At 63.3% G+C, this 12,811-nt stretch carries 13 protein-coding genes; 11 read left to right on the forward strand and 2 right to left on the reverse strand.

Annotated elements, in window-relative coordinates:
* Nucleotides 1-8: 8 nt before the first annotated feature.
* From FNA46_RS09055 to FNA46_RS09100, 10 genes are all read left to right on the forward strand, one after another.
* Entirely contained in the window at nt 9-740 is a 732-nt protein-coding gene (locus FNA46_RS09055; protein WP_143124867.1) for a helix-turn-helix transcriptional regulator, read from the forward strand.
* Nucleotides 741-1,123: 383 nt separating this feature from the next.
* On the forward strand, nt 1,124-2,305 hold the full coding sequence (locus FNA46_RS09060) for a P-loop NTPase (RefSeq protein ID WP_143124868.1): 1,182 nt from the start codon (nt 1,124-1,126) through the stop codon (nt 2,303-2,305).
* Between the two features lie 141 nt (nt 2,306-2,446).
* Nucleotides 2,447-3,418 (forward strand): magnesium transporter CorA family protein, encoded by a 972-nt coding sequence (locus FNA46_RS09065; RefSeq protein ID WP_143124869.1) that lies wholly within the window; start codon nt 2,447-2,449, stop codon nt 3,416-3,418.
* A 13-nt stretch (nt 3,419-3,431) separates the two neighbouring features.
* Nucleotides 3,432-5,345: a potassium transporter Kup gene (locus tag FNA46_RS09070; RefSeq protein ID WP_143124870.1), complete on the forward strand. Its 1,914-nt coding sequence runs from the start codon at nt 3,432-3,434 to the stop codon at nt 5,343-5,345.
* A gap of 177 nt (nt 5,346-5,522) precedes the next feature.
* Complete coding sequence (locus tag FNA46_RS09075) at nt 5,523-6,656, forward strand: cell wall hydrolase (RefSeq protein WP_143124871.1); 1,134 nt, start codon at nt 5,523-5,525, stop codon at nt 6,654-6,656.
* A 227-nt stretch (nt 6,657-6,883) separates the two neighbouring features.
* A complete protein-coding gene (locus tag FNA46_RS09080) occupies nt 6,884-7,234 on the forward strand; it encodes an AtpZ/AtpI family protein (protein ID WP_143124872.1) in 351 nt (116 codons plus the stop codon).
* A 61-nt stretch (nt 7,235-7,295) separates the two neighbouring features.
* Nucleotides 7,296-8,048: a F0F1 ATP synthase subunit A gene (locus tag FNA46_RS09085; protein WP_143124873.1), complete on the forward strand. Its 753-nt coding sequence runs from the start codon at nt 7,296-7,298 to the stop codon at nt 8,046-8,048.
* A 66-nt stretch (nt 8,049-8,114) separates the two neighbouring features.
* The gene (locus FNA46_RS09090; protein WP_010026583.1) at nt 8,115-8,342 is read left to right on the forward strand and encodes a F0F1 ATP synthase subunit C; all 228 of its coding nucleotides are present in this window, start codon (nt 8,115-8,117) and stop codon (nt 8,340-8,342) included.
* Between the two features lie 84 nt (nt 8,343-8,426).
* On the forward strand, nt 8,427-9,035 hold the full coding sequence (locus FNA46_RS09095) for a F0F1 ATP synthase subunit B (RefSeq protein WP_143124874.1): 609 nt from the start codon (nt 8,427-8,429) through the stop codon (nt 9,033-9,035).
* A gap of 6 nt (nt 9,036-9,041) precedes the next feature.
* Entirely contained in the window at nt 9,042-9,527 is a 486-nt protein-coding gene (locus tag FNA46_RS09100; protein ID WP_143124875.1) for a F0F1 ATP synthase subunit B, read from the forward strand.
* A gap of 382 nt (nt 9,528-9,909) precedes the next feature.
* On the opposite strand, the gene FNA46_RS09105 is transcribed toward FNA46_RS09100, so the two are convergent.
* Entirely contained in the window at nt 9,910-10,563 is a 654-nt protein-coding gene (locus FNA46_RS09105) for a ribonuclease HII (protein WP_143124876.1), read from the reverse strand.
* 439 nt (nt 10,564-11,002) lie between these two features.
* A complete protein-coding gene (locus tag FNA46_RS09110) occupies nt 11,003-12,160 on the reverse strand; it encodes a PA0069 family radical SAM protein (RefSeq protein WP_143124877.1) in 1,158 nt (385 codons plus the stop codon).
* Between the two features lie 131 nt (nt 12,161-12,291).
* Here FNA46_RS09110 and FNA46_RS09115 point away from each other — a divergent pair, with 131 nt between their 5' ends.
* Nucleotides 12,292-12,807 carry a glycosyl transferase gene (locus FNA46_RS09115; protein ID WP_143124878.1) on the forward strand — a complete coding sequence of 172 codons (516 nt, stop codon included), beginning with the start codon at nt 12,292-12,294 and terminating at the stop codon, nt 12,805-12,807.
* The last annotated feature ends 4 nt before the right edge of the window (nt 12,808-12,811 follow it).

The following is a 12,811-nucleotide window of genomic DNA, read 5'->3' on the forward strand; positions in this document are numbered from 1 at the left end:
CATGAACAATGGATAAGACCGAGAGCTTTGACGCCACCTATTCCGTGGCCGCCCTTGTGGCAGAACTGAAATCCCTCAAGACGCAGTTCGACATCTTCCGCTTCATGCGCCGGGTCACCGAGAGCAATGGCTGCCGCGCCTTCATGGTCTGCGAGCTGCCATCGATGACCACGCTGGAGCTGTCCGGCAATACAATCATCACCAACTGGCCTTCGGAACTGCTCGCGCACTTCGATCAGGCCGGGCTTCTGCAGTCGAGCCCCATCCTGCAGCGCCTGCGCGCGTCGACGCTGCCCTTTACCTATTCGATGGCCGATATCGCCCGTCAGCGCGGCGACACCGTATCCTTCGATCTCTTCCAGCGCTTCGGGCTGACGAGCGGCGTCTATTTTCCGGTGCATGATTCGTCCGGAAAGCGTGGCTGCGTCTCCTTCTGCGGCGATGGGGTGATGTTCACCGTGCAGCAGATGGTGGAACTCATGTATCTCTCGGTGCATGTCTACCAGGGGCTGGCGGAAATCCGCGACATCGACGTGCGCGTCAGCGACCAGCTCAGCGAGCGGGAGATCGACTGCCTCAACTGGACAGCCGCCGGCAAGACGAGCGCGGAGATTGCCGACATCCTCGAACTCTCCGAGCATACGGTCAATCACTACCTGAACCGCGCCACCAAGAAGCTCGATGCGGTGAACCGCAGCCAGGCGGTTGCCAAGGCCCTGCGGGCCGGCCTGATCAAGTGACGGGCAGTTTTTCCGCCTTGATTTCGGGCAGCGCTCAAGAATTCATCAGAAGCGTGGCGGAAGGCCGGTGTTGAACCGGCAATTGTGCCAGTTTATCGGAATTTCGGGATCTGGCACGCATCCTGCTTCTTCCTTCGCAGGTCCAGAGGGGACTTGAAAAGCGTCCCAAGAGACGCACCCAAGAAAAAGCCGTCGTCCGGGCATTGCGCGTCGTCAGATCGCCGCATGTCCCGGACGGCGGCTTAATACTTGTTGCTCCACCCCGGACGCACCACCTATAAGTCCGAGCCGGCACGACCGCGGGGCCGCCCTTGCGGGCCGGCGCGCGACACGAGAGGCCCGTGCCAACGACAGGGCCTCGGCAACAATTCTGGGAGTTCCCGATGGCTGATGTGACGAAGGACATGGTGATCCAGGCGCTGCGCCGGGTGCGCGGGCCGGATCTGGAGGGCGATATCGTCTCGCTCAACATGGTGTCCGATGTCTTCATCGCGGATGGGAAGGTCTATTTCTCCATCACCGTGCCTGCCGAACGGGCGCGCGAGCTGGAGCCGCTGCGGATTGCAGCCGAAAAGACGGTGACGTCCATCGAGGGCGTGCGCAGCGTGCTGGTGACGCTGACGGCCGATCGCAAGGCCGGTGCGGCCCCCGCCCGTCCTCAGCCGCAGGCTGGCGCTCATGATCATGGCGCCCATGCGGGCCATTCGCATGCGCCGCAGGCAAGGGCGCCCGGTCAGCCCTCAGCGCCGGCGCGTCCGCAAAAGGCGGGCGTTCCCGGCGTTGGCGCCATCATCGCGGTGGCCTCGGGCAAGGGCGGCGTGGGAAAATCCACCACCGCCGTCAATCTGGCGCTGGCCATGATGGCGAACGGCCTGAAGGTCGGCCTGCTGGATGCCGATATCTATGGCCCCTCGGTGCCGCGTCTTCTGAAGATTTCCGGACGTCCGCAGCAGATCGAAAACCGCATCATCGTCCCCATGGAGAATTATGGCCTGAAGGCCATGTCCATGGGCTTCCTGGTGGAAGAGGAGGCCGCGATGATCTGGCGCGGCCCGATGGTGCAGTCGGCCATCCTGCAGATGCTGCGCGAAGTGGCCTGGGGCGATCTCGACGTTCTCGTGGTCGACATGCCGCCCGGCACCGGCGATGCGCAGCTGACCATGGCCCAGCAGGTGCCGCTCGCCGGCGCGGTGATCGTGTCCACGCCGCAGGACCTGGCTCTCATCGATGCACGCAAGGGCATTGCCATGTTCCGCAAGGTGGAGGTTCCGCTGCTCGGCATCGTCGAGAACATGAGCTATTTCCTGGCGCCCGATACCGGCAAGCGCTACGACATCTTCGGCCATGGCGGCGCAAAAGCGGAGGCCGCGCGCATTGACGTTCCGTTCCTCGGCGAGGTGCCGCTCACCATGGATATCCGCGAGCGATCCGATGCCGGAACGCCGGTGGTGGTCTCGGATCCCGATGGCGCATCTGCCGCGATCTACAGGGATATCGCCAGCCGCGTGTGGCAGCAGCTTACAGGCCGCACGCCGCGCACGGCGCCTGCAATCGTCTTCGAATGACCGTCATCGGGACTTCGTGTCTCTTGCATTAATCTTTCGGTGGTCTTATACGCGCGTCTCGCTTGGGACGAGGGAACTGCAGATTGGCCCCTTACGTTCAATTGTGCCGGTAAATCCGGGCGCCGGCACGGAGACGTCGCATTGATCAATGCCTATGGTTCCAATGGCTCCCCATCGGTGCTGACCGCTGTCCAGCCCGTTGGCTCACTGTCTGAGGACATCGTCTGGATCGATCTCTTCGAGCCCACGCGCGAGGAAGACAGCTATGTCGAGCAGCTGCTCGACATCTCGGTTCCCACACGCGACGAGTTGAAGGACATCGAACCGTCCAGTCGTCTCTACACGGAAAAGAACGGCCTTTTCATGACCGGCTCCGTGGTCTGGAAAGCCGACAGCGAAGAACCGGAACTGACGGATGTCGCCTTCATCCTGGCCGGTGGCCGCCTGCTGACGGTCCGCTATGCCGAACCGCGTTCCTTCCGTCTGTTCACCGCAGCTCTTGGTCGCACTGCGCAAGCGCATCATACGGGCGCCTCCCTGCTGGCGCATCTGATCGAAACGATCGTCGATCGCACGGCCGAGATCCTGGAAGGTGCCGTCACCCGTGTCGATCGCCTGTCGATCGATATCTTTCGCGACCGCGAGAAGCGGCGGCCGCCGAAGTTTCTCGAGGGAAAGCTTGCCGACATCGCCGGCTGTCACCGGCTGGTCGGCAAGGTGCGCGACAGCCTCGGCTCGCTGTCACGCGTGCTGTCCTTCCTGATGAACGCACCGGCCATTGCGGCCGAAAGCGAACTGCACAGCCTCTGCGGCACGGTGGCCCGCGACGTGGCGACCCTGTCCGAACATGCCGCCTTCGTCGCCGGCAACATTGCCTTCCTGCTCGATGCTTCGCTCGGTCTCATCAATGTCGAGCAGAATGCCATCATCAAGATCTTCTCCATTGCCTCGGTCGTGTTCCTGCCGCCGACGCTGGTGGCGTCGGTCTACGGCATGAATTTTCGCATGATGCCGGAACTTGACTGGACCTTTGGCTATCCCTGGGCTCTTCTTGCCATGCTGGTCTCGGCCCTGGTCCCGTTCTACTTCTTCCGCTGGAAAGGCTGGCTCTAGGCCAGAAAACCGGATGTCACACGCAGCTGACGAACATTTGACTGAGGACAAGAGCCTGAAGAAGTTCCTGGCGGTCGCGCTGGGATCCGTCGGCGTTGTCTATGGCGATATCGGCACCAGTCCGCTCTACGCCTTCCGCGAAGCGCTGCGGCCCGTTTCCTATGACGGTGTCACGCAGGCCGAAGTGATCGGCATCATCTCGCTGATGATCTGGACGCTGACGATCATCGTCACCCTGAAATACGTGCTCTTCCTGCTGAGGGCCGACAACCACGGCGAGGGCGGGACACTGTCGCTGCTGGCCATGCTGATGAAGACGGCCGGCAGCAACAGGGCCGTGCTGATGATGCTCGGCCTGATCGGCGCCGCTCTCTTCATGGGGGATGCGATGATCACGCCGGCGCTCTCCGTCCTGTCGGCCGTCGAGGGCGTGAAGCTCATCACGCCCGCGCTCGACGAGGCGGTGGTGCCGATTTCGATCGTCATCCTGATTGCCCTCTTTGCCATCCAGTCGCATGGAACGGGGCTTGTCGCGCGCTTCTTCGGCCCGATCACCGCCATCTGGTTCCTGGTAATGGGCGCAGGTGGCATTGCCCATATCACCGATGATCTCAGCATCCTGTGGGCGCTCAACCCGCTGCATGCCGTCACCTTCCTCATCCAGGAACGCTTCGTCGGCTTCGTGGTGCTCGGCGCCGTCTTCCTGACGGTCACCGGCGCGGAAGCGCTCTATGCGGATCTCGGCCATTTCGGTCGTCGTCCGATCCAGTGGGCCTGGTTCGCGCTCGTCTTTCCGGCGTTGACGCTGAACTATCTCGGCCAGGGCGCGCTGATCCTGAAGCAGCCGGAAGCGATGTCCAATCCCTTCTACCTGATGTTTCCGAGTTGGGCGCTGATCCCGGTCGTGCTTCTGGCAACGGCGGCCACCATCATCGCCAGCCAGGCCGTCATTACCGGCGCCTTCTCGCTGGTGCGTCAGGCGATCCATCTCGGCTATCTGCCGCGCATGGAAATCCTCTTCACCTCGGAAACCAATACCGGGCAGATCTTCCTGCCGGGCGTCAACATGGTGCTGTTGATCGGCGTACTGGCGCTGGTGCTGGGCTTCGAAAGCTCGGATGCGCTGGCCACCGCCTACGGTATCTCGGTCACCGGCGCCATGGTGGTCACCACCCTGATGGCCTTCGAATTCGTGCGTGCCCGCTGGCACTGGCCGCGCTGGGTGGCGGCACTTGCGCTGGCACCGCTTCTGCTGCTCGAGATGGTTTTCCTCGGCGCCAATCTGCTGAAGATCCACGACGGCGGCTATGTGCCGGTGCTGATGGCTTCTGCCTTTACCGTGATCATGTGGACCTGGCGTCGGGGTACCGACATCCTGGCCGACAAGATGAAGCGCACCGACGTGCCGCTGGCGATCTTTGCCGAATCCATCGAGCGCTCGATCGAGAAGAAGAGCCAGAACGCCCCGGTCAGCGTGCCGGGCACGGCGATCTTCCTCACCAGCGATCCGGAATCGGCGCCGGCAGCGCTGATGCACAATCTCAAGCACAACCATGTGCTGCACGAGAAGAACGTCATCCTGACGATCCGCACGGTCAACAAGCCGCGCGTCTCGCAGGAACATTGCTTCCATGTGGAGAAGATGTCGGATCGCTTCGTGCTGGTCGAGCTGCGCTTCGGCTTCATGCAGTCGCAAAACGTGTCGCAGGCGCTCGCCTACTTGCGCAAATGTGGCTTCAAGTTCGACATCATGGCCACCTCCTTCTATCTGGGACGGCGCAAGCTGGTGCCGGATGCTGAATCGGGCATGCCCATGTGGCAGGACCGGCTGTTCATCGCGCTCGCCAATGCCGCCTCCGATCCGTCCGACTATTTCCACCTGCCGGCCAACCGTGTGGTGGAACTCGGCTCGCACGTCATCATCTGACGCATTTCGGGGCAGGTTCATCCGTCCTCGGGGCCGTAGCGCCGGCCCCGACCCCGGGAAAACCAGGGCGTTAACCCTCCATTTAGGTTAATATTAGATCCTTCGCGCATTCGAAAGATTGTGCGTTGGAGTTGCGGTGTGCGTCAAAAGCGTTCGAGAAGGAGGGGGGCCTCCCTGATGGACCGGTGGGCCTCGCCCATCGTCTTCGGCCTTGCCGCCTGGCTGATCGTACCCTCCATTCCGGCGCAGGCGGATCTGTCCGGCCTCTTGTCCGGCGATGTCCATCCCGGCAGCCAGTGGCGCATGGTGCTGACGGATTCGCCCGCCGGCTCGCTGCATGTCGCGGAGCTTGCCTTTCCCAAAAGCGAGGCGCGGATGGTCGAAGGGGCCGGCATGCTAATGCCGGACGGTCGCCGCATCGCCTTCACCGCGCCCGGCGAAAAATCCGGCCTCGTGCCGGATGAGGAGCGCGTCACCCGTGGCGCCAAGCGCGGCCGGGTGATTGCGGTGGAGCGCATGCAGCCGCCGAAGGATTTTACTGCCGGTTCCATTCTCCAGCGCAGCAGTTCGCTGCTCGCTCCGCCGGCCCAGGCGGCCGAGCGCGTCGCTTTCGCGCCCGCCGATCCGGTGCCGGCCATGGTCGAGATGGCCTCCTTCGAATTCTACCGGCCGAAACCCCGGCAGCTCGATCTCGGCCTCTCGCCGATGGTGGCCAGTCTCGTCACCAATCCGGGAGGCGACATCCTGGCGAGCGCCTATGCGCCTTCGATCGCCCGAAAGCCCGGCCGTTCCCCTTTCGATGCGCTGCTGGGCAAGCCGGCCGACGAAGGGCGCTTCGTGCCGGAGATCGGCCCGCATGACCATGCCTGGGCCGCAACTGCCCTGCCGGCCACTGTCTTTGCGCCGGAAGAGCAGCAGTGCCTGGCGTCGGGCATCTATTTCGAGGCACGCGGGGAATCGGTGAAGGGGCAGGCGGCGGTGGCGCAGGTCATCCTCAACCGCGTGCGCAATCCCGCCTATCCCCACACGATCTGCGGCGTCGTCTACCAGAACAAGGACTGGCGCAACCGCTGCCAGTTCTCCTTTGCCTGCGACGACATCCGTGACCGCGTCCGCTCCCGCGAGCACTGGGCAACCGCGCGCGAGGTGGCGATCGCCGTGACGGCCGGCAAGATCTGGCTGCCGGAAGTCGGCTCCGCCACTCACTATCACGCCGTCTATGTGCGGCCCTCCTGGGCCAGAAGCATGGAAAAGGTCGGCCGCATCGGGCTTCACGTTTTCTACCGCACCCATGGCGGCGGCTGGAGCTGAAATGTGTGATTCCCTCAACAACGGATCGCGACTTGATCCGGTTGTGACTTAAACGATTGAAAATTCGCGGTTAATTTGTTCTGGATGAGCGTCTTTTGACGCCTTGACTATGGGTGCGCGCAAAACTATGGTGCGCGCGACTTCGAAACGGGCCGGAAGGCGCTATTTCCCGGGCTTCGAGAGAGGCTTTGATCTTTCGGTCAGGGCAGGCAAGGCCAGGGGGATGCATGACCGGGGACCGCGACGACAGTCTGGAGCAGCGCCGCAAGGATCTTTCCGCCAAACTGGCAGAGAGGGCAAAAGGCGAGGCAGTGGGGAAGGCCAGGGAAAGCCGGTCCGAGGAAAGCCGTAAAGGCATGGCGCTCGGGCTGAAGATTTCATCGGAATTCATCGCTGCCATCGCCGTTGGGGCCGTGCTCGGCTATGTGGTCGACCGTTTTGCCGGGACGACGCCGTGGGGGATGATCATTCTTCTTCTTCTCGGTTTCTGTGCCGGAGTGCTGAACGTCATGCGGAGCCTGGGCGTGGTTGCCCAGCCGGGGCCTCTTCGGCCGGGTGACCGCAAGGACGATCGGTAAAACGACGTGATGAGTTAATCTGCCGATTGTGGCGGGTGCAAGGAAGAAAGAAGGTAGAGCGGTGTCTAACGATCCGACCCATCAGTTCCAGATCTCGAAGATCGTGCCGATTGAGATCGGTGGCATGGACTTCTCGTTCACCAATGCCTCGCTGTTCATGGTGGCCACGGTGGCCTGCGCCGCCGGCTTCCTGTATTTCTCGACGTCCAGCCGTGGCCTCGTTCCGTCGCGCGCCCAGTCGGTTGCGGAAATGTCCTACGAGTTCATTGCCTCCATGCTGCGTGAAGGGGCGGGCAGCCACGGGATGAAATTCTTCCCGATGGTGTTCTCGCTGTTCATGTTCGTGCTGACGGCAAACCTGCTCGGCATGTTCCCTTACTTCTTTACCGTGACCAGCCAGATCATCGTCACCTTCGCGCTGGCGCTGTTCGTCATCGGCACGGTTCTCGTCTATGGCTTCTACAAGCATGGCCTGCATTTCCTGAACGTGTTCGTTCCGAGCGGCGTTCCGGGCGTGCTTCTGCCGCTGGTGGTGGCCATTGAAATCATCAGTTTCCTGTCCCGTCCGATTTCGCTGTCGGTTCGTCTTTTCGCCAACATGCTGGCGGGACACATCACGCTCAAGGTGTTCTCCGGCTTCGTCGTGTCGCTCGGAGCCCTTGGCGCAATCGGAATCGGTGGCGCGATCCTGCCCCTGATCATGACGGTCGCTCTGACCGGTCTCGAATTCCTCGTAGCCTTCCTGCAGGCCTACGTCTTTGCGGTGCTGACATGCATGTACCTCAACGACGCGGTCCATCCGGGCGGCCACTGAGGAGCGACATTGGCGTATTGAAGCGTCAGTCATCCGCCGCAACAACCCATTCGAAGGAGCATTCACATGGAAGCGGAAGCAGCAAAGTTCATCGGTGCAGGTCTGGCTTGCTTTGGCATGGCCGGCACGGCTCTCGGCCTCGGCAACATCTTCGGCAACTACCTCTCCGGCGCTCTGCGCAACCCGTCTGCCGCTGACAGCCAGTTCGGCCGTCTGGTATTCGGCTTCGCCGTTACGGAAGCTCTGGGCATCTTCTCGCTGCTCGTAGCTCTCCTCCTGCTGTTCGCCGTCTGATAGCCGGCAAACCGTATGGGATCACGGCCGCGCGGTTCAACGGCGCGCCGTGATCTTCTCTATTGAATACCCCTGGAGGTGATGATGTTCGTGACACCGGCATTCGCGCAGGACGGCGCGCCGGCCAATGGCGAAACCCATGGAGCAGCTGGCAACGTGCACACGGAAACCGGCGTGGCCCATGGCGAACATGGTACCGGCGTATTTCCGCCGTTTGACCAGTCGACCTACCCGTCGCAGCTTCTGTGGCTGGTCATCACCTTCGGGTTCTTCTATCTGGTCATGCAGAAGGTGATCGTGCCCCGCGTCGGCGGCATTCTCGAACACCGCCATGACCGGATTGCCCAGGATCTCGATGAGGCCTCGCGCCTGAAGGCGGAAGCAGACGCCGCCGTCGAGACCTATGAAAAGGAACTCGCGGCTGCCCGCGCCAAGGCCGGCAGCATTGCCGATCAGGCCCGTGACGCCGCCAAGGCGAAGGCTGCTGCCGATCGTGCATCGATCGAAGCCGAGCTGTCCGCCAAGCTGTCGGCTGCGGAAGCCCGTATCGCCGACATCAAGGCCCGTGCCTTTGCAGAGGTCGGCTCGATTGCCGAGGATACAGCTGCCGCGATCGTCGATCAGCTGATCGGTGCCAAGGCAACCCCGGAAGACGTCAAGGCTGCAGTTGCTGCCGCCAAGGTGGAGGCGTGATCGACCATGGCATTTGATGCAACATTTTTCGCCTTTGTCGGCCTCGTTCTCTTCCTTGCCCTGATCGCCTATCTCAAGGTGCCGGGCATGATCGGCCAGGCCCTCGACAAGCGCGCCGACAACATTCGTGACGAGCTGGAGCAGGCCAAGCGTCTGCGCGAGGAAGCCCAGGCGCTGCTCGCCGAATACCAGCGCAAGCGCAAGGAAGCGGAAGCGGAAGCCGCCCACATTCTGGCTGTTGCCGAGCGTGAAGCCGCAGCGCTGACCGAGGAAGCACGGCAGAAGACGGAAGAGTTCGTCGCCCGCCGCAATGCACTCTCCGAACAGAAGATCCGCCAGGCCGAGGCAGACGCCATCGGCGCCGTGCGCTCCGCCGCCGTCGATCTGGCCGTGGCTGCCGCCCAGAAGGTGATTGCCGCCAAGGCTGATGCCTCGGTTCAGCAGTCGCTGTTTGCGCAGTCGGTTGGTCAGGTGAAGTCGCGCCTGAACTGAGATCGGTCCGGGCGCCATCCCGATGTGATTTGAAAGCCGGGCCTGGGGTCCGGCTTTTTCGTTTGCAGCATTTTCGGGGAACCGCACCATCCTCCTCGACCTGCTGCCGGTTCCCTTGGCTTTGGTCCTGTCGTCGCCGTCCGCAGATTTCATGCATGTTTTGCTGCAGATGATCGCATGTCGCCGGTTCCGGTCTGTGGGGCTTGCAAGCATTCTGACAGCAATATGGATCAGTGGACGGCAGTCTTGATCGCGGCACGAGGCGCGCGATCAAGACTGTCGCGGCTGGCTGCGACACAAATGGACCAGGACGCGCGGGCAGTCAGCGTCAGGCACACGTTGTCCCGTGGATGGTCAAAGGTTTGAGCAGGGACGAGCGCGCTCAATCCCGGCGCAGCGGGCGAAAGCTCATGCGGTGCAGCGGGCAGGGGCCGTCGCTCAGGATGGCGGCGCGGTGCCGGGCTGTTCCATAGCCGGCATGGCCGGCAAAGCCATAGGCGGGGTAGACGGCATGCGCGCGCTCCATCATGCGGTCCCGCATCACCTTCGCAATGATGGAAGCCGCCGCAATCGACAGCGAGCGGGAATCGCCCTTGATCACCGCGCGGCCCGGACAACAGATGCCCGGCGGCACATCGCGGCCATCGGCCAGAACCATCGCCGGCGCCACCGGAAGCGACAGGACAGCGCGGCGCATGGCGTCGAGGCTCGCTCGCAAGATGTTTTTTTCGTCGATATGCCGCGGGCCGGACGAGGCGATCGCCACATGGGCGGTCGCCATGATCTCGTCATACAGCCGTTCCCGCACTTTCAGCGACAATTGCTTGGAATCGTTGAGACCTAAGGGGATGTGATCGGGGTCGAGAATGACGGCGGCCGCCACGACAGGACCGGCAAGCGGGCCCCGACCTGCCTCGTCCGTGCCGGCAACCGGCCAGTGACCGGCTCGCCGGGCGGCAAGCTCCAGGCTGAAATCGGGAGCGAGAGGGACCTCGTCGAAGAGGCGGGGAGAATCGGGTGGCGTGTTCAGTGACATGCGGCGGAAACTGGCACGCGCACCCGACCCCCTGCAAGCCCCGGCCAAGCGTATCATGCGGCAACGCTTACGACCGCCCTAGGGGAAGGCGGGCCGGGGTGTTCCGGCACGGATGAGGCGGTGGACCGTGCCGAAGACCTTTGGTCTCATTCATTCCAGAGCCGTTCGGTGACAGCGGATGACACGAAAGGCTCCATTCTCTGTTGTCGCGCAGTCCGAACGCAAACCGCTGACGCACTTTTACCTGTGTGTTCCAGGCCGGGCCGCCGTCTCGGTCACTTCAGAGCATGGACAGTCGGGATGAGAACGCCACGTTGTCTGGGATTTCCCCCCTCCGAGGCTGGGGGAGACGGTATGATCCGCCACCACCTTATGTCCCTCCGGCGCGATGCCCTGCTTGCCCGCTGCCTGCGCCCAACACGAGGCGCGAATGCCTCCATCAGAGCAGCGACAGCTGCACGCCGCCGCCCGCCGGCGGCACGAACAGGTCGTCGCGCAGTGGCATGCCGCGGCGGCCGAGGCCGAGACGCTTGGTGGCCAGTTCAAAGCGCCGCGAGATCTGCCAGGCATAGGGACCGGCACCCTTCATGCGCTTGCCGAACTCGGCGTCGTAATCCTTGCCGCCGCGCATGGAGCGCACCAGCGACATCACATGGCGATAGCGGTCCGGATAGTGGCGCAACAGCCAGTCGCGGAAGAGGGGGCTTACCTCCAGCGGCAGGCGCAGCAGCACGTAGCTCGCTTCCGTCGCGCCCGCAGCCCTGGCGGCGTCAAGGATGCGTTCGATCTCGTGGTCGTTCAGCGCCGGGATGACGGGGGCCACCAGAACGCTGGTCGGGATACCGGCTTCCGTCAGCTGCCGGATCGCTTCCAGCCGCCGTGTCGGCGTTGCCGCGCGCGGCTCCATGCTGCGGGCCAGCTTGCGGTCCAGAGTCGTCACCGAAATCCCCACCTTGGCGAGCCCCTTGGCCGCCATCTCCGAGAGAATGTCGATGTCGCGCGTCACCAGCGCCGATTTCGTCACGATCATCACCGGATGGCCGGCCTTGGCGAGAACCTCCAGCATCTGCCGCATCACTCGCCATTCGCGCTCGATCGGCTGGTAGGGGTCGGTATTGGTGCCGATGGCGATCGTCCGGACCTTGTAGTCCTGCCGGCTGAGTTCCCGCTCCAGCAGTCTCGGCGCATCCGGCTTGGCAAACAGTTTTGCCTCGAAGTCGAGGCCCGCCGAAAGGCCCATATAGCTGTGAGTGGGGCGTGCAAAGCAATAGATGCAGCCATGCTCGCAGCCGCGATAGGGGTTCACCGAGCGGTCGAAGGGAATGTCGGGAGATTCGTTGCGCGTGATGATCGTCCGCGGCTTTTCCACCTGCACCTCGGTGCGGAAGGGCTCCAGCTCCTCCAGCGTCTGCCAGCCGTCGTCAAAGGCCTCGCGCCGTTCGCTCTCGAAACGACCGCTGGGGTTCAGCCCCGCGCCGCGCCCGCGCCGCCGGTCGATGTCGATCCTGAGCCCCGAGGATTGCACCAGGGCATCGGCAATATCCGCCGTGTGGGCAGGCGCAAGGGCGTCCTGCCGCAAATGGGACAGCTCGTTCATGGGAAACTCCTGCGGCCGATTCAACGATCACCGTGGCTCTATTGGTAGGGCAGAAAAGAGAACATTGCAAGAACAAATTCGGCATGACGGCTTTGTGGCAATTCCTGCTGCGATGCGATAAAGCAGGAGACATGCTGAGTGTGCTGATGGAATGCAAAGATCAGGAAACCGAGCTGGCGCAGACCCTGTCCGTGCTGGTGGCGGGTGCCGTGGAAGGTCTCGTCAGCGATGTCAGCGTGCTCGATCGCGGCTCGCAGGATGCCTCGTCAAGGGTCGCGGATGCCGCCGGCTGCCGTTTCCATGTGGACTGGCGGCTTGATGATGTGTTGCGTGCTACCCGCGGCGAATGGCTGCTGCTGATCGAGCCCGGCGCCCGCCCGCAGATCGGCTGGATCGACGAGGTGGCCGAACATATGGCGATGAACCGTCAGGCGGCCCGCTTTTCGCCGTCCCGCAATCACCGCCGTTCGCTGGTGGCGCGGCTTGTCACGCGGCCGGCCCCGCTGGAGCACGGCCTTGTCGTGCAGAAGGCGGAAGCCCTGGCGCGAACGCGCGCCGGCATGGGGCTTGCCGATCTCGCGAGAAGCCAGACGCGCGCCTTTCGGCTGGTGAGCGAAATGGTGCCGGCCTGGGCGGCCCGCGGTTGAGGCT

This window comes from Affinirhizobium straminoryzae (genome assembly GCF_007004135.1).
GTDB lineage: Bacteria > Pseudomonadota > Alphaproteobacteria > Rhizobiales > Rhizobiaceae > Neorhizobium > Neorhizobium straminoryzae.

Coding starts and splice junctions, on each gene's coding strand:
- FNA46_RS09095 (WP_143124874.1), top strand. CDS start 8,427: ATGTTCGTGACACCGGCATTCGCGCAGGACGGCGCGCCGGCCAATGGC.
- FNA46_RS09060 (WP_143124868.1), top strand. CDS start 1,124: ATGGCTGATGTGACGAAGGACATGGTGATCCAGGCGCTGCGCCGGGTG.
- FNA46_RS09105 (WP_143124876.1), bottom strand. CDS start 10,563: ATGTCACTGAACACGCCACCCGATTCTCCCCGCCTCTTCGACGAGGTC.
- FNA46_RS09070 (WP_143124870.1), top strand. CDS start 3,432: ATGTCACACGCAGCTGACGAACATTTGACTGAGGACAAGAGCCTGAAG.
- FNA46_RS09110 (WP_143124877.1), bottom strand. CDS start 12,160: ATGAACGAGCTGTCCCATTTGCGGCAGGACGCCCTTGCGCCTGCCCAC.
- FNA46_RS09100 (WP_143124875.1), top strand. CDS start 9,042: ATGGCATTTGATGCAACATTTTTCGCCTTTGTCGGCCTCGTTCTCTTC.
- FNA46_RS09115 (WP_143124878.1), top strand. CDS start 12,292: ATGCTGAGTGTGCTGATGGAATGCAAAGATCAGGAAACCGAGCTGGCG.
- FNA46_RS09055 (WP_143124867.1), top strand. CDS start 9: ATGGATAAGACCGAGAGCTTTGACGCCACCTATTCCGTGGCCGCCCTT.
- FNA46_RS09090 (WP_010026583.1), top strand. CDS start 8,115: ATGGAAGCGGAAGCAGCAAAGTTCATCGGTGCAGGTCTGGCTTGCTTT.
- FNA46_RS09080 (WP_143124872.1), top strand. CDS start 6,884: ATGACCGGGGACCGCGACGACAGTCTGGAGCAGCGCCGCAAGGATCTT.
- FNA46_RS09075 (WP_143124871.1), top strand. CDS start 5,523: ATGGACCGGTGGGCCTCGCCCATCGTCTTCGGCCTTGCCGCCTGGCTG.